The following is a 21,370-nucleotide window of genomic DNA, read 5'->3' as shown; positions in this document are numbered from 1 at the left end:
CGTTAGTATCGTTCTATGAGACAGCATAGCGGTATCGGTGTCCTCGACAAAGCCGTGGCGGTGCTCTACGCCGTCGCGGACGAGCCATGCGGTCTCAACGACCTGTGCACCCGCACCGGCCTGCCCCGCGCCACGGCGCACCGGCTGGCGGTCGGGCTGGAGACGCACCGGCTGCTGGCACGTGACGGCAACGGGCTGTGGCGTCCGGGCCCCGCGCTCACCGAACTGTCCGCGGGGGCCGCCGATCCACTGGTGGAGGCCGCAGGGTCCATTCTGCCCCGTCTGCGGGAGATCACCGGCGAGAGTGTCCAGTTGTACTGCCGCGACGGGCACGCACGCGTCTGCGTGGCCGCGCTGGAGCCGCCCGTCGGCCTGCGCGACACCGTGCCGGTCGGCTCCCGGCTCCCGCTCACCGCGGGCTCGGCGGCCAAGGTGCTGCTGGCGTGGGCCGATCCCGAACTACAGCGCACCGTCCTGGCCGACGCGGTGTTCGGCGATCGCGCGCTGGCCGAGGTCCGCAAGCGGGGGTGGGCGCAGAGCGCCGCCGAGCGCGCACAGGGCGTGGCGAGCGTCTCCGCGCCGGTCCGCGACACGGCGGGCCTCGTGGTGGCCGCGGTGTCGGTCTCGGGTCCGATCGACCGGATGGGCAGGCGACCGGGCGCGCGCTGGGCCGCCGATCTGGTCGCCGCCGCCGAGGCACTGCACAAGCGGTTGTAAAACGAAGAAGACCCCCGGTCGAATTCGACCGGGGGTCTTTCTTTGTAGCCCCGACGGGATTTGAACCCGCGCTACCGCCTTGAGAGGGCGGCGTCCTAGGCCGCTAGACGACGGGGCCAGGACGATCTCACCGAAGTGAAACCTTGCTGGGGTACCAGGACTCGAACCTAGAATGGCTGAACCAGAATCAGCTGTGTTGCCAATTACACCATACCCCAAGGATGGAAACGCTCGGCCTGGCATCTCACCGGCTGGTTGTCGGTGTTGCGAGGCCGTGTTCCGCGGCGAGGAGAAGATTACCAAACACAGTGGGGTAAACTACAAATCGCCTGGTCAGAAGCCTATTTTTGGCTGTTTCGACCGTTCCGGGGCGGCTGCGGACCGGCCGCGTCCGCCCCGGACGCACTCACTGCGCTGCGGGCACCCAGCCACGCGCGGCACGCAGCCGGTCGAGCGAGACCTCGCGGCCGAGCAGTTCCATCGACTCGTAGAGCGGCGGGCTGATGTGCGAACCCGTCACCGCGACGCGCACCGGCGCGAACGCCTTGCGCGGCTTGAGCCCCAGATCGTCGATCAGCGCCTTCTTCAGCGCCTCTTCCAGGGCAGGCGTTGTCCACTCGGCCAGCGGCTCCACGGCGGCGATCGCGGCGTCGAGCACCGGATCGGCCTCGGCGCCGAGGTTCTTGCCGCCGGCGGCCTGGTCGATCGCGAACTCCGCGGGCTCGACGAACAGGAACTTCAGCAGGTCCCACGCGTCGCCGAGGACGACGATGCGGGTCTGCACGAGTTCGGCCGCGGCGAGGAACGCCTTCTCGTCGATTTCGGCGCCGATATGCCCCTGCGCGGTCAGGTACTCGCGCAAACGGTGGCCGAAATCACCCGGCTCGAGCAAACGAATCTGCTCGGCATTGATGGCGTCGGCTTTCTTCTGGTCGAAGCGGGCCGGATTCGAATTCACCGTCGAAATGTCGAATGCCGCCACCATCTCCGCCATGGAGAACACATCGCGATCCTCGGCGATACTCCAGCCGAGCAGGGCCAGGTAATTCAGCAAACCCTCGGGGATGAATCCGCGATCACGGTGGACGAACAGATTCGATTCCGGGTCGCGCTTGGACAGTTTCTTGTTGCCCTGGCCCATCACGAACGGCAGGTGACCGAACTCCGGCGTGAACTCCGCGACCCCGATACGCTGCAGTGCCGCGTACAAAGCGAGCTGGCGCGGCGTCGAGGACAACAGGTCCTCGCCACGCAGCACATGGGTGATCTTCATCAACGCGTCGTCGACCGGATTCACCAGTGTGTAAAGCGGATCGCCATTGCCGCGAGTGAGCGCGAAGTCGGGCACGGTACCGGCCTTGAAGGTGGTTTCGCCGCGCACGAGATCATTCCAGCCGAGATCTTCGTTCGGCATCCGCAACCGGATCACCGCGGGCCTGCCCTCGGCCTTGTATGTCGCGATCTGCTCGGCGGTCAGGTCCCGATCGAAATTGTCGTAACCCAGTTTCGGGTCACGACCGGCCGCGAGATGCCGGGCCTCGACCTCGTCCGGGGTCGAGAAGGATTCGTAGGCCTCGCCCGCCTCGACCAGCTTGCGCACGACCTCGAGGTGCTGATCGCGGCGCTGCGACTGCCGGTACGGCTCGTAGGGCCCGCCGACCTCGGGGCCCTCGTCCCAGGTCAGGCCGAGCCAGCGCAGCGCGTCCAGGATCGCCCGGTAGGAATCCTCGGAATCGCGTGCGGCGTCGGTGTCTTCGATGCGGAAGACGAAGCTTCCGCCGTGGTGGCGCGCGTACGCCCAGTTGAACAGCGCCGTGCGGATCAGGCCGACGTGCGGCGTGCCGGTCGGCGACGGGCAGAAACGGACCCGTACTTCAGTCATGACTCTCTCTCCGCGGTATCAGCGCTTGGTGGCAACAGGATTGGTGAGGGTGCCGATGCCCTCGACGGTGACCGACACGTTCTGCCCGGCCCGCAGCGGGCCGACGCCTTCCGGTGTGCCGGTGAGGATCACGTCACCGGGCAGCAGGGTCATCACGGTCGACACCCATTCGACGATCTTGGGGATGTCGTGCAGGAACAGCGACGTGCGGCTGCGCTGGCGGACCTCGCCCTCGACCTCGGTGACGATCTCCAGATCGCTTGGATCCAGCGCGGTTTCGATCCACGGGCCGAGCGGGCAGAACGTGTCGTAGCCCTTGGCCCTTGTCCACTGCCCGTCGTGGCGCTGCTGGTCGCGGGCGGTGACGTCGTTGGCGACGGTGTAGCCCAGGATGACATCGGCCGCCTTGGCCGCGGGCACGTCCTTGCACGGGCGGCCGATCACCACGGCCAGCTCGCCCTCGTAGTCGACCTGAGACGAGCTGGGCGGCAGGATGATCGACGCGTTCGGGCCGACGATCGCGGTGTTGGGCTTCATGAAGATCACCGGGTCGGCCGGCGCCTCGCCACCCATTTCGGCCGCGTGGGCGGCGTAGTTCTTGCCGATGCAGATGACCTTGCTCGCCAGGATCGGCGCCAGCAGGCGCACATCGGCCAGCGGCCAGCTCCGGCCGGTGAACGTCGGCGAGCCGAACGGGTGTTCGGCGATCTCCTTGGCGGTGGCATCGCTGCCGTCACCTTCGATGCTGACGAACGCGACTCCATCGGGACTGGCAACTCGACCTAAGCGCATGCCCCGGAGTCTATCGAGACACGCCCACCTGCCCGAACGCACCCGGGATGCGGCGTGCGACGAGTGATGCGCCCGCGGGTGGAGTGCGGGCAATCTCACACCGGGGTGATTCGAAGCCGCTGCCCGCCTGTGGGATTCGCACTCCGCACCGTCCTCGCCGGTTGTGATCTGTCAGACACCGAATCGAGGGGCGTCATTCGGCGGTCACGGGTGTACCGTGAATCCAGATGTTCACCCCATGAGACATCAATCTCAAATATTGAGATGCAATCGTGCAATCCGGCGAGGTGAGAATCGTGACACAGGTGCGGCCGAGGGCCGAAGTGACCAGGATCGGCGACGGCAGACGCTGGCTGATGCTCGCCCTCGGTGTGTTCGCGCAGACCTCGAGTTCGATCTTCATCCACGGCACCCCGTTCCTGCTGCCCGCGCTCACCGCGCGCGGCGATTCCCTGTTCGCCGCGGGCGCGCTGGTCGCCCTGCCGACCGTCGGCCTGGTGTGCACGCTGATCGCGTGGGGCTATGTCGTCGACCGGATCGGCGAACGGATCGTGCTGGTGGCGGGCACGGCGCTGATGTTCGTGGCCGGGGTGGCCGCCGCGCTGGTGGACAACCCGATCGCGTTCGGCGCGCTGCTGTTCCTCGGCGGTGTCGGCGCGGCCAGCTCCAACGGCGCGAGCGGCCGGGTGATCGTCGGCTGGTTCCCGCCCGACCGGCGCGGCCTGGCCATGGGCATCCGCCAGACCGCCCAGCCGCTCGGCGTCGGCCTGGCCGCGCTGAGCATTCCGTGGGTCGCCCAACACCACGGCATCCCCGCCGCCCTGCTGGTCCCCGCGCTGATGGCCGGTATCGCCGCGGTCGGCTGCCTGGTCGGCATCGTCGACCCGCCACGTCCACCCGCCAAGGCCGCCGACCGCGCCAACCCCTACCGCGGCGATTCCACCCTGTGGCGCATCCACGCCGTGTCGATCCTGCTGGTCGTCCCGCAGGCCACCCTGTGGACCTTCGCCCTGCTGTGGTTGCACCGCGACCTGGGCTGGTCGCTGGCCGCCGCGGGCGCCCTGATGACGGCCACCCAATTCCTGGGCGCCGCAGGACGAATCGGCGCGGGCGCCTGGTCGGACCGGGTCGGCAGCCGCCTCGGCCCGCTGCGTCAGGTGGCCGTCGCCGCCGTCGTCGCGATGGCCGCCCTGACGACCACCGCCTGGACCGGCTGGTGGTGGCCGGCCGTCCCCCTGATGGTCGCCGCCTCGGTGATCTCGGTGTCCGACAACGGCTTGGCCTTCACCGCCGTCGCCGAAATCGCGGGCCCGTTCTGGAGCGGCCGCGGCCTGGGTATCCAGAACACCGGCCAGAACCTCGCCATCGCCGCCGTCCCACCGGTTTTCGGCCTCCTGATCACCGCCACCGGCTTCCCCGCCGCCTTCGCGGTGGCCGCCGTCGCCGCCGCGGCCGCGGTCCCGTTGGTACCGCGAAAGTAGCTGTGCCGCATCATGTTTCGCTAGACCGAATCCTGGTGCGACACAACAGGACGGCGAGAGCCCGCTCCCGGTGCGATCCGGAGCGCGCCTTGGTCGGACAACGCGAAGGCCCGCTCCGGCAACAGCCGAGCGGGCCTTCGGTTGTTCAGCGTCCTCAGACGATGGCGGCGATCCGGTCGCCCACCTCGACGGTGGAGGCGGTGCCGGCGCGCGAGACCAGGTCCTTGGCGACGGCGGACTCGATGCGCGCCGCGCCCTCGGTGTTGCCGAGGTGGTTGAGCAGCAGCGAGACCGACAGGATGGCGGCAGTCGGGTCGGCCTTGGACTGGCCCGCGATGTCGGGGGCACTGCCGTGGACCGGCTCGAACATCGACGGGTTCACGCCGGAGGCGTCGATGTTGCCCGAGGCCGCCAGGCCGATGCCACCGCTGACGGCGGCGGCGAGGTCGGTGATGATGTCGCCGAACAGGTTGTCGGTGACGATCACGTCGAAGCGGCCCGGGTCGGTCACCATGTGGATGGTGGCGGCGTCGATGTGCTGGTAGGCGGTCTGCACCTCGGGGAACTCGGCGGCGACCTCGTTCACGGTGCGCTGCCACAGCGAACCGGCGAAGGTGAGCACGTTGTTCTTGTGCACCAGGGTCAGGTGCTTGCGGCGGGCCTGCGCGGTGGCGAAGGCGTAGCGGACCACGCGCTCGATGCCGAAGCGGGTGTTGGTGGACACCTCGGTCGCGACCTCGTGCGGAGTCTCGACGCGGATCGCGCCACCGGTGCCGGTGTAGGGGCCCTCGGTACCCTCACGCACGACCACGAAGTCGATGTCGGGGTTGCCCGCCAGCGGGCTGGTGACGCCGGGGTACAGCCGCGACGGACGCAGGTTCACGTGGTGATCCAGCGCGAAGCGGGTCTTGAGCAGCAGACCACGCTCGAGCACGCCGCTGGGCACCGACGGGTCGCCGATGGCGCCGAGCAGGATCGCGTCGTGCTGCTTTAGCTCGGGCAGCACCGACTCCGGCAGGATCTCGCCGGTGCGGTGGTAGCGGGCAGCGCCCAGGTCGTATTCGGTCTTCTCGACACCGGGCGACACCACGTCGAGCACCTTGAGCGCCTCGGCGATGACCTCGGGACCGATGCCGTCACCGGCGATGACTGCGAGTTTCATGAACAAGCTCCGTTCGAAGTCGGGGCGGATCGTGCCGCGCCGGGGATACAGGTGCGCGCCGCCACCGTGGGGTGACGGCGCGCAGCTGCCGATGTCCCGGAGACCGGGACGTCACAACTCAGGCCAGGTCGACCAGGACGACCTTGGCGGCGCCGACGGCCTCGGCGATCGCGGTCTGCACCTCGGCGGACACCTCGCGGTTGACGCGCAGGATCACGGTGGCGCCCTCGGCGTCCACGTCCTGGCTCAGCTGCGCGGCCAGGATGTCGATCTCGGCCTCGCCCAGCTTGGTGCCGATCTTGCCCAGCGCGCCCGGCTTGTCACCGTAGTTCAGCACGGCCAGGTTCAGGCCCTCGGCGCGCATGTCGTAGTTGCGGCCGTTGATGTTGACGATCTTGTCGACCAGGTTCGGCTCGGTCAGCGTGCCCGCGACGTTCAGGGTCGAACCGTCGCCGAACACGGCGCGCAGGTCGACGACGCTGCGGTGGTTCGGGCTCTCGGTGGCGGTGGTGACCTCGGCGGTGATGCCACGCTCCTTGGCCAGCGCGGGCGCGTTGACGAAGGTGACCTGGTCCTCGACCAGCGCCGAGAACACGCCGCGCAGCGCGGACAGCTCCAGCACGGCGACGTCCTGCGAGGCGAGCTCGCCGCGCACCTGCACCTCGACGCTGACGGGCAGCTCGCTGGCGATGGCGCCGAGCAGGTGGCCCTGCTTGCGCACGACGTCCAGCCACGGCGCGACGACATCGTTCACGGCGCCACCGGTGACGTTCACCGCGCCGGGCACGAACTCACCGGCCAGCGCCAGCAGCACCGACTTGGCGACATCGGTGCCGGCGCGGTCCTGGGCCTCGGCGGTGGAGGCGCCCAGGTGCGGGGTCACGACGACCTCGGGCAGCTCGAACAGCGGGCTGTCGGTGCACGGCTCGGTCTCGAACACGTCCAGACCGGCGGCGCGCACGTGGCCGGACTTGATGGCGTCGGCCAGCGCCTGCTCGTCGATCAGGCCACCGCGGGCGGCGTTGACGATGATGACGCCCGGCTTGGTCTTGGCCAACGTCTCGGCGTTGAGCATGCCCTTGGTCTCGGGCGTCTTCGGCAGGTGGATGGAGATGAAGTCGGCGCGCTCGAGCACCTCCTCCAGGCTCAGCAGCTCGATGCCGAGCTGGGCGGCGCGAGCGGGCGAGGTGTAGGGGTCGTACGCGACGATCTTGGTCTCGAAAGCCGCAAGACGCTGCGCGAACAGCTGGCCGATGCGGCCGAGGCCGATGACGCCGACGGTCTTGCCGAGGATCTCGACACCGTTGAACTTGCTGCGCTTCCAGGTCTTCTCGCGCAGGGTGGCGTCGGCGGCCGGGATCTGGCGCGCGGCGGCGAGCAGCAGGGTGACAGCGTGCTCGGCGGCGGTGTGGATGTTGGAGGTCGGCGCGTTGACGACCATCACGCCACGCTCGGTGGCGGCGGGCACGTCGACGTTGTCGAGGCCGACGCCGGCACGGGCGACGATCTGGAGCTTCTTGCCCGCCTCGAGCACCTCGGCGTCGACGGTGGTGGCGGAGCGCACGAGCAGCGCGTCGGCCTCGGGGACCGCGGCGAGCAGCGCCGGGCGGTCGGGGCCGTCGACCCAGCGAACCTCGACACCGTCACCGAGCGCGTCGACGGTCGACTGGGCGAGCTTGTCGGCGATCAGAACTACAGGACGGCCTGCTTGGCTCACTGTGGGGTACTCCTGGGGAAGAGAGGGGGTCGGCAGTTACCGCCGACCAGAATAGTCGGCGGAGTTCGGCTGCCCTTACCCCCCTGCCGAAAACCGGGTGAACCCTGGGTGTCGCGCCACCTACCATCACGCCATGTCATTGCGCACCGTCCCCGACTCGATGGATCCGGCCGTCGTGGCCGCCGTCGACGCCGAGCTCGACCGGGTGGCGGCCGAGCACGGCGTGTCCATCCGGCTCGCCATCGAAAGCGGCAGCCGCGCTTGGGGTTTCCCCTCGCCGGACTCCGACTACGACTGCCGGTTCGTCTATGTGGCGAGCCTGGAGACCTATCTGTCGCCGTGGTCGCGTCGCGATGTCATCGAGACGCCGCTGGTCGGGCTGCTCGATGTGAACGGCTGGGACCTGGCCAAGGCGCTGCGCCTGCTGGTGCAGGGCAACGCGGTGCTGGTCGAGTGGCTGATGTCACCGATCGTCTATCGCGGCGACGAGGCGTTCCGCGCCCGCCTGCGCGAAGTGGCCGAGGAGGTGGCCGATCGCGACCGGATCGCCCGGCACTATCTGCACCTGGGCGCGCGCCAGTGGGCGCTGTTCGAGCGCAACGGCGGCTTGAAGAAGGTGTTCTATTCGCTGCGCCCGGCGATGGCGCTGCGCTGGTTGCGCGAGCATCCCGGCGCCGCGGTGGCCCCGATGCACCTGCCGACCCTGCTCGCCCAGTGCGAGCTGCCCGCCGACCTGGTCGCCTCGATCACCGAACTGACGGCACTCAAGTCGAAGACCAGGGAAATGGGCTCGGCCGAGCCGCCGCGTTTGATCGCGGACTTCATCGACGACGAGTTCACCAGGGCGGCAGCGGAATTCGCGACGCGCGGGCCGCGCGATCTGACGGCGGCGCGAGCGGTGACCGACGAGTTCTTCCGCGCGGAGGCACTGGCCCCCAGATAGCAGAAACTCCGCACCTACCGGTGCGGAGCTTCACGTTCGTACGCTGGTCAAGCGCAGAATCAGAGGACGCGGACGTCCTGAGCCTGCGGGCCCTTCTGACCCTGACCGATCTCGAACTCCACACGCTGACCCTCGTCGAGGGAGCGGAAGCCCGAGCCGCTAACAGCCGAGTAGTGCACGAAGACGTCGGGTCCGCCGCCGTCCTGTGCGATGAAGCCGAAGCCCTTCTCGCTGTTGAACCACTTCACAATGCCCTGAGCCATTTCAAAACCTTCTGTAGACGAGCCAGGTCCTAATAGTCCGGTCCCGGTCTCGGCTTCAACAATGCCATGATCCGACGAATTCCTCCACACCCGACTTCGTCGACTGTGAGGAAGCCAACGCCGCGATGCCGTTGACCGGTGCCGTCACACAAGCGACCGCTTGGATGCTCGGTGTATGCCGAGGTAGTTGCGGCGAGGATGCCGGATTCGATCGACACCCTCCACCGAACCGGCTGGCACGCTTCACCATCGACATCTCTATGCCACTGTGCCCGGTCACCGTCAGCATCCCTAGACATTTTCAAGAAACCTAGTACGGCAAATTTCCTACCAGCGTATTTTCCGAGTTTGTGAGGGAGGGCACACCCCGCGGAGAAATCACGCAAGGAGTAGAGAGTGCTGGACATCAACCATTTCACCTACGGCTGGGTAACCCCACTGCTGGCGTATCTCATGTCGGTCATCGGATCGATGCTGGCACTGCGTTGCATGGTTCGCTCGCGCGCATCGGGTAGTCACGGCGGCTGGCTCACCGCGGCCGCGATCGCACTCGGCGGGACCGGCATCTGGGTCATGCATTTCATCGCGATGCTCGGCTTTTCCGTGCACGGCGCGACCATCCGATACAACGTCCCGATCACCTTGTTCAGCGCCGCCGTCGCAATGGGCGTGGTGTGGCTCGGCCTGTCCATCGTGGTGCGCCGCAGCTGGGACAGCGCCGCCCTCCCGGTGGGTGGGACGATCACCGGTCTCGGCGTCGGCGCGATGCACTATTCCGGCATGTACGCGATGAAGACCGACATCGAAATCGTCTACGACCCGTTCGTCGTCGCCGTCTCGATGGTCATCGCCGTCGTCGCCGCCACGGCCGCGCTCTGGTTCGCCCTGCACATCCACGGCCTCGTCGCCACCATCGGCGCCGCCCTGCTGATGGGTGTGGCCGTCACCGGCATGCACTACACCGGCATGTTCTCGATGAGCGCGCACACCAGCGCCCACGTCGCCCACGCCTCCGGCGCCACCGCGTACCAACTGCTCACCCCGCTGATCATCGGAATCAGCATGGTCACCATGGTGCTGCTCATGCAGGTCGGTGTCACCGAGGCCGAGGACCCCAACCTGGCCAGGCCGGTGCACGATCAGCGCGCGAGCCGCTTCTGGCCCAGCGGCCAGAACTGAATCTGTCGTACCCCGTTGAGACACTGAGGAGGTAGCAATCACCGGCTCCGGCCGAGTCTTCACGGGGGATCTACGTGCTGTTTTTCATCATCGCGGCCGTGCTCTGCGCGGGCGCGGGCGCTCTCGCCCTGTTCGCCGCCTCGATCGCCGAATCCAAGGCGAGCGACGCGCTGCTCGCGTCGCGGGCCGCCTCGCATTTCATCGGCGACGGCAACCCGACCAGCGGGTTCTTCGTCCTGCGCGCCCGCCACGACCGGTTGCACCGGCTCAGCACACGGTGGCTGAGCGTCAGCGCGGTGGCGTCGCTGGCGGCGACCGGTTTCGCGATCTACGCCGTCGCCGTCTACTAGACGACCCGCACGTGGTGCGCTTCCGGTCCGCGCCGGGTCTCCCTGACCCCGAATTCCACCCGCTGACCGGCCCGCAGCGTGCGGAACCCCTCCCCGACGAGTTCGGTGTACTCCACGAACACCTCCGCCCCGCCCGCGTCGGGGGTGATGAATCCGAATCCCTTGCCGCTGTCGAACCAGCTCACGACGCCGCCCGGCATCAACCGACCTTCCGAATCATTTGCCTGACACGCTGATTCGCCCATGGTCGCATGCCCAGCCCCGCGACACGAAAGCCGTGGAGTTCTCGCAGCCGTTCGCAGGCATCCACGCTGGATAAACTCCAGGTAGGTCCGCAGGGGACCGGCCGGGTCCGGGAGAACGGAGAGTCGGTGCAGCGCAGCGCCACCACCGTCCGTTCCGCCGCCGAAGCGGTCACCGTCTTCGCGGCCACCGCCGTCGCGGTGCTCGCGATCATGCTGCCGATCAGCTTCGCCGCCCTGGCGCAGGCGCGCCACATCGACCTGCTGGTGTTCAACATTCCGCGGGCGATGACCGGTGGCGCGTTCGCCGCGGTCATCACCGCGGCGGTCACGGTCGCCGTCGGCAGCCGGCGCACCGCCCGCTGGACGGCGCTGCTCGCACTCGCCGGCATCGTGCTGAGCCACCTGCTGTTGGTCCCCCACAGCGACAACGCGGACTTCACCGGCCTCTCGCTGGCCACGCTCAATTTCCTCGACGCGCTGCTCGCCGGCGTGACGCTGGGCGCGATGGCCGTCGTGGTCTGGCCCGAACCACTGCTGCGGACCGTCTACCTGTTCGCGGTGCCCGCCGCCGCCGTGCTGGGCGACCTCACCGAGACACCCACCGACGAGGGTTCGGCAGGCTTCGACGGCGTCCTCGCCGGCTCGCTGCCGCTGTGGTTCATCACGGCCGGGGTACTCGCACTCGCCTACTTCGCGATCACGACCGTCACCCCGCCGCGCAACGGTGTCGACACCGCGATTCCCTTGGCCCCCGTGTTCGCCGGCGTCGTCGCCTTCTCGACCATTCTCATGACGTCACTCGCCGTGGCGTCCCGCGAGACGAGCATCCCGGCTGTGCTCGTCGGCTCGATCGTCGTCGTCGCGGCCGCGACGGTGGCCGCGCTGATCCTGCCGGACCGCGACGGTGTCCTGGTGCTGCTGATGACCGGTTTCGCCGTGGCTGGCAGCCTCGTCATCGCGCTGCCCCGTTCGGGCCTGGTCGACGTGGGCACCGTCATCGCCCTCGGCGCCGGACTGCTGGCCGCCCTGCGCCGTCCCCATCCCCTGGCCGCCGCAGTCAGCGTGGCGGGCTTGGCGGTCTTCGTCCTGGCTACCGACCTTCTCGACCCACCGGCAACCCTCAATGCCGCGATCGGCTGCCTGGCACTCGGCGCGATCTGCGGCTATTGCGTCGGCTCCGCCGTCCCGTTGAGCCCCACCTCTGCCACGGTCGGCCTGTCGATCCTGTGCGTGCCGTCCATCGGAGTCGCGTTGAGCGACAGCGAGTTCGGCCATCTGGCCTACTCGTCGTCCTGGTACCGCACCGCCGACGTGAACCGAGGCCCGCTCCCGGCGGCGATCGCGATCGGCATCGCCATCGGCATCGCCATCGGCTGCGCCGTCGCCATCGCACTACTGATCCGTCACCGCCCCGCGCCCGACTAGTCAGGCGTCCTGCCAACCGAGTTCGGAGAACGCCCGCCCGGTCAGTACCTCCCCCAGCCCGACACGGCAGTACTCGACGATCTCCGTCGGCAGCGCCGACACCTCGAACCACCGCAGCTCCGAACACTTCTCCGGCTCACAGTTCGTCACCGCACCTCGCCAACGCCGGACGGTGAAGAACATCTGCACCCGCTCGGCACTGTGCAGCACATGCGCGAATTCGACATCCCCCGCGTCGATTTCAACCCCCACCTCTTCGCGTGCCTCCCGAATCAGCCCCGCTACCGCCGACTCCCCCGCCTCGAGATGCCCGGCAGGCACGTGGAACAACCCGTCTCCGAACCCGGTATCGCGCCTGCGCCCCAGCAACACCCGCCCACCCCTGTCGAGGAGCACCAGATGAACGCCGACGAGCACCCGATACTTGTCCACGATTTCCACCCTACCGAGAACTACGAGACCACCCATCCCACAGCCACATTCGGGGTATACCGAGAACATGAGTTTCCCGGTGACCTTCGGGCTCGCCCAGGTCGTCCTCCTCGCACTGATCGCACTCGCCCTAGCCCTCCTCGTCTCCGCAGCCCTCGCGGCCCGCCGCCGCCGAGGCGCGAAAGCCGTCCTCGGCCGAGGCGCCCCCGCCCTCGCCCTCCTCCTCGTCGCCACCCTCCTCCTCTGGATCGCCACCCTGCTCCAGACCTACCTAGGCCTCACCGGCGAAATCGCCGCCGCCCACGTCATCGCGAAACCCGTTGCCGGACAATCCGACCAACTCGACCTGGAACTGACCATCTTCGACGACGAGGGAGCGGTAGACACCCGCACAACCCACCGCGTCGAAGGCAACCTCTGGGTCCTGCAAGCCAACATCGTCGAACTACACCCTTGGGTCAACGCCCTCGGCTTCCACTCCGGCTACAAAATCACCCGCCTCTACGGCCAACGCCTCGACGGCAAACACACCACCCAAGACCACATCATGCTCAACGGCAGCGACCGAGACTTCTTCGAAGACATGAACGAAGGCATCTGGTACACCTCCCCCTTCGTAAAATCCGCCTACGGCAACGCCGTCATCGCCACCCCTGGCGAATACGACGTCCTCATCTCCCACGACGCCATCAAGGTCCGCGCAACGAACTGAGCTTGTGGTGACTCTATGCAGCTGTGACACCGTTCGACGTCAGCCATCCCGAGGAGACAACATGGCCCGTGCCCTACCCTCAGGCGGACAAGCTGTCTGTCCAGGTGTGTGAGATCCCGTGGTGCCCGTTCGCCGCCGAGCCACCCGTGACGGCCGGCGTGTGCGCCAACAGCACCAGCGGATGTGGGACACCCATAGACCTTTCTACCTGTCACTGAACCTCAACTCGCTCGAGCTGAAGTACACGCGAGCGGGATATCCAGAAAGGGGCGGTAACCCATGACTATTCAGCGAACGCACGATGCTTGGGAAGCAATTGCAGAATCAGCAGAAGAGGCGATACACCTCCGCATCTGGGCCGCAGCACTGGACGCGCTGTACACCCAGATCAGCAGCTGTGGGCCAACTGCGACCCAGACCACCGAAGGGTACCTGTAACGGTTACAGGATCGGCTAAGTTTCCCAAGCCCGGTCTTCATCCATGCCAGCGGCCAGACATTGACGCGGACAGGTCAGCTCACTCTCGAAATGTGGTTCCGATAGTACTCGTGCCGAATGTGGTCGCCCTGACCAATAAACGCCCGAAACTCACCCATTCGATACGCGAGACCGCTGGACCTCTCGTCCTTGATGATTTCGAAGTCTTTGTCCAGCAGGGAAATTCGACGGTCGATTTCAGGATCGTCGATGGAGAGTTTCGCCCGCTGAATTATCTGTGCCGCGGTGAGGAAGGTGTCCGGGTCCTGTTGGGCCTGGTCACGCAGAACCTTGTAGATGGGATCTGTGAGTGGATCTCCGTTGCGCTCGATCGGATTACCGATGTGACGAAGTGCGCGGGAAATGGACTGCCCGATCGCTTTGGCAACCGGAGGTGGAAACGCATTGCCGATCTGACGATATTGAGCTGTCTTCTTGCCCGTGAAGATCCATGCAAACTCGCCGTTCCCGGTATCCTCCAGCTCGGACCGATGCGCTTCGTCCCTGGCAAAGACCCATCCTTGAATGCGCGCAACCATCTCGACTGTCAGTTTCGGGCCGAACTCGGTCATCGGCCGCTTGTCGTAGGGCGGCGCGGTGTCGTGCACCCCGTAGGCGTCTACACCGAGTTCCGCCCAGGCGCGCTTCGCCCTGGTCGGACCAAGGTCAGCACCGCCATGTTTCTTCGATCCGCCCACGATTGTCGGAGCGATACCGTTTGCTTTCTCCGCCCACGCAGCCGCACCCTTCCAGCCACGTTCCATCATCAACGGCAGTAGCGTTTCCCCGACGGTCCTGACTTCGCCGGTCGCCTCGGGCCACTTGAAGTACTGGAAATCTTCGGATGCCATGGCAACGAGAACAAATCGAGGCCGCAGCTGAGGTACTCCGTATTCGGATGCCTGGATAAGGCGCCACTCTGCCGAGTAGCCGAACTTGTTGAGTCGATCCAGCACATGCTGCCGGTATCCGGCAAAGCGCGGCATGCTCAACCCGCGGACGTTCTCGAGCAACAGCGCACGGGGTCGCACTACATCAACTTGCTCGACGGCCCAAGCAAACAGGTCCCGCTCGTCATTCGCGCCGAGCTGCTTTCCCGCAATGGAGAACGGAGGACACGGAACACCCCCTGCGAGCAGATCGATCTGCCGTCCGCCCCGCCCCTCGGCATCCGGAGCAAATGCCTTCGGGTTGAACACCGCAGGATTGGCCACGTCACCGACTTCGACCTTCCAGTGCGGACGATTACGCTGAATGGTGTCCGCAGCGGTTTGGTCGAGTTCGACGGCGAGCTTGTGCTCGAAGCCTGCTCGCTCGAGCCCGAGCGCCTGGCCGCCTGCTCCTGCGCAAATCTCGATGACGCTGAGCTCGGTCACGCGGTGTCCCTTCTGCGAAGTGATGTATCGAGCGATCCTGTGGGACGCGGATGGCTATCATGCCGTGCAGTCAGAGACCAGTCGAAAGCTGGGTAGAGGATGGATCGAGACGACTTGCCGCCGCCGAGGCCGGATAGCCGCAATGGCGTACCGGCAGCATCGTCGCCCGGCCGTGGGCGCAACATGCGGGCGATCAGGCGTACCGACACCAAGCCAGAGGTCGAGCTGCGGAGCGAACTGCATCGGCTCGGGTACCGGTTCCGGAAAGACTTCCCGATCGCGGTCGTGGGTCGCAGGCCAGTCAGACCGGACATCGTGTTCACAGCTCGCCGGGTTGCGGTGTTTGTCGATGGCTGCTTCTGGCACGCATGCCCTGAGCACGGCAGATCACCGACCACGAACGAGTGGTATTGGACACCAAAGCTCCGCCGCAACGTCACACGGGATCGGGAAGCGGACGCCGCGTTGTCGACGGCTGGATGGACAGTGGTCCGAGTCTGGGAGCACGAACCGGTCGCGTCTGCACTGACCGCTGTGGTCGACAAGCTCGATCGGGACCCGAACATATGAGCGATCGTAGGTGATCAGGTAGCTGAGGTCACGGCAACCCACCGGCAGAGCTAGATTGGCAGACATGGGGATGACATTCGGAACTGATCTGCTGGGGTGGAAGCGCAGCCGAAAGAACAAGCTCGGCTGGAAGTGGGTACCGAATACCGCCGACACCGACAACGTGTCGAGCCTCCGGCTGTCGGCGGCTGTGCTCGAGTATCTGACCGCCCCGAATCCGAACGGCGGTGCATCCGATCCAGTCGAGCCTCCCGACAACCCGGGTGCGTTGCTCGAAACCCAGGTCGCGGCCGACCTCGCCACCGAGCTTCCGCTGCTGGATCCACAACGCAAGTGGGAAGTCCGCAAAGGGCAGAGCATCGTCAACTATGCGCAATACCAGCATCTGGCCGCTATGGACCGCGCTATCGCGAATGATCCGAACCTTCGCGTCACCCTTGGGACCGACTACCTGATCAAGCCGGACGTCCTCGTGGGTCTTCTCAGCACCCCGACAGCGACAGAGCATCCCTGGTTGCACGCTGCGCTTGCCTGCAAGTGGACAATCCGGTCCGACCGGGTCCAGAACATCCGTCACGAAAACGGCAATATGATCCGGCATCGGCGGGGACGCTTGCCTCATTTGGTGACCATCACCGCAGAACCGTTGCCGACGCGGCTGGCATCGATCGCACGCGGAACCGGCGAAGTCGACGCCACCTACCACCTTGCATATCCCGCCATGGCACAGGCCGTGGCGGCGGTCGGAACCCGCGAACAGCAAGATGCGTGGGCAGAGGTCACCGAACAGGGACGTCTGCTGGACTACACGCGACTCGCTGCGTCGCTCGCTACCTGGTAGCCCACCGGGAAACAGCTATTCGGCCGAAACCACCTCGTCATCGAAATGCCGCAGCAGTGCACGGACATCGGCAGCGTCCATGCCTGCCCCTGCGGCAGGCTCTTCTTCCAGGTCGGCCAGTTGCTTAACATCTGGATCATCGAGAATCGCCGCCATGAACCTCAGCTTCGCATCCAAGCGGAGGCGCACCACTTCGTCGACCGTGCCGCGAGTGGCAAGGACAGTCACTCGTGTCTCCGTATCCGGTGCAAGTCCGAGCCGGTGGATGCGGTCCAGGCTCTGCAGGAATCGACCGGCCATGAAGTCCCTGTCGACATAGACCGCGTCGTGGCAGACGTGGTGGAGGCTGACGCCTTCGCCGAGCGTCGCTGGGTTGGAGATGAGGACGTGGCAGTCAGGGTCTTCCCGGAATCGCCGCAGCTGTTCGTCCCGGTTCAGAGTGCCGCCGTATACTGTCGCCGGTCCGAAATTTTCAAGCAGCTTCTCCAAAGTTGTCAAGCTACGAACGAATGTCGTCCACACCAGCGTTTTTCGGCCCACGGCGGCGTTGACCGCAACAATCTTGACAGCTTCGCGATACTTGGGTGAGAGCTCGATGTTGGGGAGGTTCTGCAAGAGGTCGTAGAGCGAATCGCCCGGCGAAGGCTGAATCGGCGGGAGCTGGTATTCCAGCGGTTCGTAGCGGCTCGTTCCTTCGAGAAGCAGAGCCGGGCTCGTCGCGGCCATCAGCATCCGGAGCATCGCCCGGCCGAGGGCTTCGATATTCCCTCGCGAACCCTCTGCGCGGGTGGAGAAGTTCCCTTTCAGCGCTTCGTAGATCTCCGCGTGAATCGGTGGCATGTCCACGTATCTAATTCTCGGCTCGAACGGCGGCAGCCCGAGCTCCCCCTTCGTCGTGCGGGTGAACAGCGGGCGCAGCACGGCGCTGGCCCGCGCGAGATCACCACCACCGACAGCCTCGATCACTGCCCGCTTGCCGTGACCCGGCCACACGAACGAGAGCAAACTTTCCAGGTCACGCGCACCGTTGGGTGCCGGTGTCCCTGTCAGGATCAACCGGCGGTTCGCCAGTGGGCCGAGAGCCAGAGCCGCCGAGCCGTAGGTTCCGCGGGCGCCCAGCTTGATCCGATGTGCCTCGTCGAGCACGATCATCGAGGGCTTCGCCCTGAGCCAGGCTGCCAGACTGTCCAGCGAACGATCGAGGCGTTCGTAGTTCACGATGCACAGCTCCGCCAAGGGATCGGTAGAGCGGCCTGTTACGGCAGTGCGCAGTGGTTTCGCGAAGCAGTACGTGCTCTCGTACTCCCAGGATTCGTAGGCTGACTTCGGACCGACGATGAGAATACGTTCCGCTTGCCCGCGAGCGCGGGCCGCAGCGTAGACAGCCAGCGCCACACGGGTTTTGCCCGCACCTGGAACACTGAAGTTCGCTCCGTGCCGCAGCGACAGAAGCCTAGCGATGTCGCGTTGCTGGAATGAAGTGAGCTCGCCGGTCCATTCGCTGCCGAGCAGATCGGTAACCATGTCCGGCCGGACGCCCGGCGGGTCGTCCGTCGCACCCGCCAGGTTCCGCTCGACGGCTTCGGTGTCGTCGAGCACCCCCGTGACAAGCGACTTCAGGTCGTCGGCCCACTCCACCTCAGGGTGGGGCCAGCCTGCCAGCTCTCCCAGATTGACGAGAAGATCATCGAGATCAACTTCTGCGGACAGCGGCCCCCGCGCCCCGGAGGTGCTGAGACGGGCTGCCAGCTGTTGGAACTCACGTTGACATGCCGGCGTCGTGAGCAGTTCCACCCGGGTTCGGGTCATCCCGAACCGAAGCCGGAGCGAAGGGTCGTCACCAGCGTCGTTCACGAGAGTTCAGGCCTGTTCTCAACTGCGGTGGCGAGCCAGTCGAGGCCACTGCCAGGTATCTTCACCGACCGCTGCGCCTCGGTAGCGAGCTGCTCCAGCACAGTATGCATCTGGATCAGCGCGTCGTCGAAGGCATCCTCGTCGAGACTGGAGTTGCCCCGCGCCAAAACCAGGTCCGTGACGGCCTGTTCGAGATCCTTACACGCCGCAGTAACCCGGTCGGGAGCAGCGAGACGCTTCTTGCGAAGCATAGCGTCACGACCCGCAACAGTGATCGCCTCACCAAAGGCCTCGTGGTACGCCGAAATAAGTTCTTTTGCAGCCGTTTTCGCGGGCTCGTCAACAGAATCAGCAGTTGCCACAGCCCTGGCTCGCAGAAGCCTGTCGGTGATGGCACGCGCCGCCGCGACATCGGCTCCGGGTGACTTCACGCTACGACCCAAGCCCGGAATTACAGCAGCGCCGGTGTCTGACTCCACGCGGCCGAATTCGTCGACCAATCCCTTGTCGAGGTACCGTTCCTGAAAATCCGTGCCGATAAACCGGACATCGGTCTTGGCATAATCCAGGACGATGGCGGCCAGCCGGGATTCCTTGAGCAGCTCTGCCCGCTGAGGGCTCTTCCTCTGCTCTTCGCGGTACACGCGATAGAGCTCGCCAAGTTTCTCTTTGGACTGCTCGAAGTCCACGAGCCGCATCGACTCCTGCCCAGTGGACTGGCTGCGTTTGATGCAGTTGCGCAGTTCGGCCAGGACCCAGAAGTCTCGCTCACACACGGCTGTCGTCGTGTGAAAGGTCTTCGCGATGACCGTTGTCGGGCGGTGCAGCTGGTCACGCTGCTCTTCCAGCGCCAGAAGATGGTTGATGTATGAGTAGTCGCGCCGCTTGTCCCGCCGCAACTGCAGGGACACTTCGACGGCATTGATGTCGTCCCAGGTACACGAAGCTGGCAACACACCGACACGCATACTGGTGAATGTTCCGCCGTCTCGAAGCGCAGCGCAGCGAGTGTTCCCGTTTACCAGGATGCCTTCGCGGGTGATCAGGCCGGGTTCGATTTGGCCAAACTCTTCGAGGTGCTCCGCCAGTTTGTCGAATTCGGGATCCGGCTGCGATGGGTCTGCCGGCCGACAGGTCAGCAGATACTTCAGGTAGTCCTGGCTCTCCTGGCTCCATGGATCCTCGGAAAGGGCCGCGTCACGAGCCTGATCCAGGCTCCGCTGCGCACGGATTCGATGCGTGCCGGGATTATAGTAGAGCGCGTTGAGCGGCATATCGATGACTTGGACGTGCAACGGGGCGTCGCGCCACTCCAATGTCAGCGTCTCGGCGACACGACCATCGTGGTCCAGGTCCTCGAGACGCTGTGCAACCATCGTCCGAACGGCTTCCGCCGTAGGAGGAACGCCAAAATTTGTGAACATGTTTCTGCAGTCTCTTTCGATCGAACCGTGCTGACTCAGGTCAGCTGCCGCTTGCTGTATCAACTACTACACAAAAACCATCTACTTCAAACGGCCCCTCACTTCGTCCCGGGACTCCGCCGGGAGTGTCCGGTACAGGGCCCACAGGTCCTCGACTTCACTGAAGCCACGAGCGTCGCGCTCGATCCACTGGCTCAGCATCTGCTTCTCATAGGTCTGCAGCTTATCGACCTGATCCAGCATGTCCGCGAGGTCCGCGACCCATTCCCGGCCGCCGATGCGGCATCGGCTGCACTCGATGAGTAGTTGCACTTCGGTTTCACCCGTGGGCAGCTTCACCGCACGACGGGCGACGTCGAGCTGCGAAGCGACATACGTGCCGGCATAGTTTTCGCCCGGCCCGATACCACACGAGCGGCACTTGCGGCCGTCTCGCACCATCAGCTCGTGCCGGTCGGCAGCGGTGATGGTGACTCCGACCTGCCGCGTCGCCTTGCCCGGCTCCCACACAGCCACGCCCTGCTCGACGAACCGATGCTCGTGCGGTCCGAGAGACGCGTCTTCACGATTAGTGTCGATCCGCCAGCCGAAGTCTCGGAGGTCACGCATCCGCCGATCGATCTGGGACTTTCTGGGAAACGCCTCTCTCAACTGATGCTTCGTGAAGAGCTGGCCGACTCCGATCTCCTGCACCAGCCACAGCGCACAGGCCTTCATCGCGCCGAGCTTCGGGTCGTTCCAGTCAGGCAAGTCCATCAGGTCTCGTCCTTTCGTGTCGATGCGCCAGGCGGAATCACTCCACCAGATCGGCCTAGCGGCCTGGCCCTATCAACGGAACAGCAAAACCCGCACGGTGGGAAGCGATTGGCCGTCACGACTTTTCCGGCGCGACCAGGCCAGATAAGTCTGGAAAAGTCAGGACAGCCGGCCTGTTTCCCGTCCCCACCCGGCGAGGCACAATGGTTTCGATCGTGCATATGGCCTGGGGAGAGCTGTTTTGATCAACTGTTCGGATTACGAGTTCGACGAAGGCTGGTCGTATAGCCAGTGCCGGTTTCTTTTCGAAGTTCGCAAGCTGATGTGCTGCACCCGCACGTCGCATCGCCTGCTTGCCGACGGAGCCAATATCAGCAAAGACGCCGTGACACGGCTGCTGACAGGCCAGCACAAGCGCGGACCACATGAGCCCACCCTGAGACAGATCTACGTCTTTGCCAGGTCAGCGATCGACGGAAGCCTGGAGGTAATCGACTGGGAGGACCTCCGCCAGCTACGGCAGGACTTTGCTGGCGGCCCGAATGGATCAGCCAGCAGCGCTGGGCAGAAATCTGCCGTCGCATGCCCGGAATGTGGGACATCCGTACCGGAAGCGCTGGCAATCCCCGCTGATCCGTGGCCTGCGGCATCCGATGGTGTAGTCGGCGGCCGGTGGGGGGGGCCCGCCACGCCACCGCCGCCCTCTCCCACACCCCCACCCACACCCCCACCACCACCGCGACCGGAGAGGACGACACCACCCAGGCGCCGC

20 protein-coding genes and 2 tRNA genes are annotated in these 21,370 nt (G+C 65.8%); 9 read left to right on the top strand and 13 right to left on the bottom strand.

Features of this window, described 5'->3' with window-relative positions; translation table 11 throughout:
• Nucleotides 1–15: 15 nt before the first annotated feature.
• Complete coding sequence (locus ACFWF2_RS04525) at nt 16–717, top strand: IclR family transcriptional regulator (protein ID WP_378851355.1); 702 nt, start codon at nt 16–18, stop codon at nt 715–717.
• Between the two features lie 45 nt (nt 718–762).
• On the opposite strand, the gene ACFWF2_RS04520 is transcribed toward ACFWF2_RS04525, so the two are convergent.
• The 4 genes from ACFWF2_RS04520 to ACFWF2_RS04505 all read right to left on the bottom strand — a co-directional run bounded on the left by ACFWF2_RS04520 (nt 763) and on the right by ACFWF2_RS04505 (nt 3,391).
• Nucleotides 763–835 (bottom strand) — tRNA-Glu (locus ACFWF2_RS04520).
• Between the two features lie 28 nt (nt 836–863).
• Nucleotides 864–935, bottom strand: a tRNA-Gln gene (locus ACFWF2_RS04515).
• A 188-nt stretch (nt 936–1,123) separates the two neighbouring features.
• A complete protein-coding gene (gltX, locus tag ACFWF2_RS04510) occupies nt 1,124–2,599 on the bottom strand; it encodes a glutamate--tRNA ligase (protein WP_379304570.1) in 1,476 nt (491 codons plus the stop codon).
• Nucleotides 2,600–2,617: 18 nt separating this feature from the next.
• Nucleotides 2,618–3,391, bottom strand: coding sequence for a fumarylacetoacetate hydrolase family protein (locus ACFWF2_RS04505; protein ID WP_379304568.1), 774 nt, complete (start codon nt 3,389–3,391; stop codon nt 2,618–2,620).
• 356 nt (nt 3,392–3,747) lie between these two features.
• On the opposite strand from ACFWF2_RS04505, the gene ACFWF2_RS04500 reads away from it, so the two are divergent.
• Complete coding sequence (locus ACFWF2_RS04500; RefSeq protein ID WP_379304731.1) at nt 3,748–4,872, top strand: MFS transporter; 1,125 nt, start codon at nt 3,748–3,750, stop codon at nt 4,870–4,872.
• A 154-nt stretch (nt 4,873–5,026) separates the two neighbouring features.
• On the opposite strand, the gene ACFWF2_RS04495 is transcribed toward ACFWF2_RS04500, so the two are convergent.
• Both ACFWF2_RS04495 and serA read right to left on the bottom strand, forming a co-directional pair.
• Nucleotides 5,027–6,034, bottom strand: coding sequence for a 3-isopropylmalate dehydrogenase (locus ACFWF2_RS04495; RefSeq protein WP_379304566.1), 1,008 nt, complete (start codon nt 6,032–6,034; stop codon nt 5,027–5,029).
• Between the two features lie 118 nt (nt 6,035–6,152).
• Nucleotides 6,153–7,751, bottom strand: coding sequence for a phosphoglycerate dehydrogenase (gene serA / locus ACFWF2_RS04490; RefSeq protein ID WP_379304564.1), 1,599 nt, complete (start codon nt 7,749–7,751; stop codon nt 6,153–6,155).
• 133 nt (nt 7,752–7,884) lie between these two features.
• On the opposite strand from serA, the gene ACFWF2_RS04485 reads away from it, so the two are divergent.
• Nucleotides 7,885–8,694: a DNA polymerase beta superfamily protein gene (locus ACFWF2_RS04485; protein WP_379304562.1), complete on the top strand. Its 810-nt coding sequence runs from the start codon at nt 7,885–7,887 to the stop codon at nt 8,692–8,694.
• A 59-nt stretch (nt 8,695–8,753) separates the two neighbouring features.
• On the opposite strand, the gene ACFWF2_RS04480 is transcribed toward ACFWF2_RS04485, so the two are convergent.
• Nucleotides 8,754–8,957, bottom strand: a complete 204-nt coding sequence (locus tag ACFWF2_RS04480; RefSeq protein WP_014987157.1) for a cold-shock protein — start codon at nt 8,955–8,957, stop codon at nt 8,754–8,756.
• A 396-nt stretch (nt 8,958–9,353) separates the two neighbouring features.
• Between ACFWF2_RS04480 and ACFWF2_RS04475 the strand changes: the two genes are divergently transcribed.
• On the top strand, nt 9,354–10,136 hold the full coding sequence (locus ACFWF2_RS04475; RefSeq protein WP_379304560.1) for an MHYT domain-containing protein: 783 nt from the start codon (nt 9,354–9,356) through the stop codon (nt 10,134–10,136).
• A 74-nt stretch (nt 10,137–10,210) separates the two neighbouring features.
• The gene (locus ACFWF2_RS04470) at nt 10,211–10,486 is read left to right on the top strand and encodes a hypothetical protein (protein ID WP_379304558.1); all 276 of its coding nucleotides are present in this window, start codon (nt 10,211–10,213) and stop codon (nt 10,484–10,486) included.
• On the opposite strand, the gene ACFWF2_RS04465 is transcribed toward ACFWF2_RS04470, so the two are convergent.
• Complete coding sequence (locus ACFWF2_RS04465; protein ID WP_379304556.1) at nt 10,483–10,686, bottom strand: cold-shock protein; 204 nt, start codon at nt 10,684–10,686, stop codon at nt 10,483–10,485. The two genes, ACFWF2_RS04470 and ACFWF2_RS04465, sit on opposite strands and share 4 nt — an antisense overlap.
• Nucleotides 10,687–10,857: 171 nt before the next feature.
• On the opposite strand from ACFWF2_RS04465, the gene ACFWF2_RS04460 reads away from it, so the two are divergent.
• Nucleotides 10,858–12,156: a hypothetical protein gene (locus tag ACFWF2_RS04460; RefSeq protein ID WP_379304554.1), complete on the top strand. Its 1,299-nt coding sequence runs from the start codon at nt 10,858–10,860 to the stop codon at nt 12,154–12,156.
• Here ACFWF2_RS04460 and ACFWF2_RS04455 read toward each other — a convergent pair whose 3' ends face one another.
• Nucleotides 12,157–12,588: an NUDIX domain-containing protein gene (locus tag ACFWF2_RS04455; RefSeq protein WP_379304552.1), complete on the bottom strand. Its 432-nt coding sequence runs from the start codon at nt 12,586–12,588 to the stop codon at nt 12,157–12,159.
• A gap of 67 nt (nt 12,589–12,655) precedes the next feature.
• On the opposite strand from ACFWF2_RS04455, the gene ACFWF2_RS04450 reads away from it, so the two are divergent.
• Entirely contained in the window at nt 12,656–13,300 is a 645-nt protein-coding gene (locus tag ACFWF2_RS04450) for a hypothetical protein (RefSeq protein ID WP_379304550.1), read from the top strand.
• A gap of 512 nt (nt 13,301–13,812) precedes the next feature.
• Here ACFWF2_RS04450 and ACFWF2_RS04445 read toward each other — a convergent pair.
• Nucleotides 13,813–15,153 carry a DNA cytosine methyltransferase gene (locus tag ACFWF2_RS04445; RefSeq protein ID WP_379304548.1) on the bottom strand — a complete coding sequence of 447 codons (1,341 nt, stop codon included), beginning with the start codon at nt 15,151–15,153 and terminating at the stop codon, nt 13,813–13,815.
• A 183-nt stretch (nt 15,154–15,336) separates the two neighbouring features.
• On the opposite strand from ACFWF2_RS04445, the gene ACFWF2_RS04440 reads away from it, so the two are divergent.
• The gene (locus ACFWF2_RS04440) at nt 15,337–15,723 is read left to right on the top strand and encodes a very short patch repair endonuclease (RefSeq protein ID WP_379304729.1); all 387 of its coding nucleotides are present in this window, start codon (nt 15,337–15,339) and stop codon (nt 15,721–15,723) included.
• Between the two features lie 64 nt (nt 15,724–15,787).
• The gene (locus ACFWF2_RS04435; RefSeq protein WP_379304546.1) at nt 15,788–16,564 is read left to right on the top strand and encodes an NgoMIV family type II restriction endonuclease; all 777 of its coding nucleotides are present in this window, start codon (nt 15,788–15,790) and stop codon (nt 16,562–16,564) included.
• Nucleotides 16,565–16,579: 15 nt separating this feature from the next.
• Here the strand turns inward: ACFWF2_RS04435 and ACFWF2_RS04430 are convergent, their stop codons facing one another.
• From ACFWF2_RS04430 to ACFWF2_RS04420, 3 genes are all read right to left on the bottom strand, one after another.
• Nucleotides 16,580–18,358, bottom strand: a complete 1,779-nt coding sequence (locus ACFWF2_RS04430) for a DEAD/DEAH box helicase (protein WP_379304544.1) — start codon at nt 18,356–18,358, stop codon at nt 16,580–16,582.
• 56 nt (nt 18,359–18,414) lie between these two features.
• Nucleotides 18,415–19,794, bottom strand: coding sequence for a transcriptional regulator (locus ACFWF2_RS04425; RefSeq protein ID WP_379304542.1), 1,380 nt, complete (start codon nt 19,792–19,794; stop codon nt 18,415–18,417).
• 129 nt (nt 19,795–19,923) lie between these two features.
• On the bottom strand, nt 19,924–20,598 hold the full coding sequence (locus ACFWF2_RS04420; RefSeq protein ID WP_379304540.1) for a hypothetical protein: 675 nt from the start codon (nt 20,596–20,598) through the stop codon (nt 19,924–19,926).
• Between the last annotated feature and the right edge of the window lie 772 nt (nt 20,599–21,370).

The sequence above is a fragment of the Nocardia sp. NPDC060259 genome, from assembly GCF_042728775.1.
Taxonomy (GTDB): domain Bacteria; phylum Actinomycetota; class Actinomycetes; order Mycobacteriales; family Mycobacteriaceae; genus Nocardia.
The sequence above is the reverse complement of the archived record's forward strand: the minus strand, read 5'-3'. Positions and strand labels throughout refer to the sequence as shown.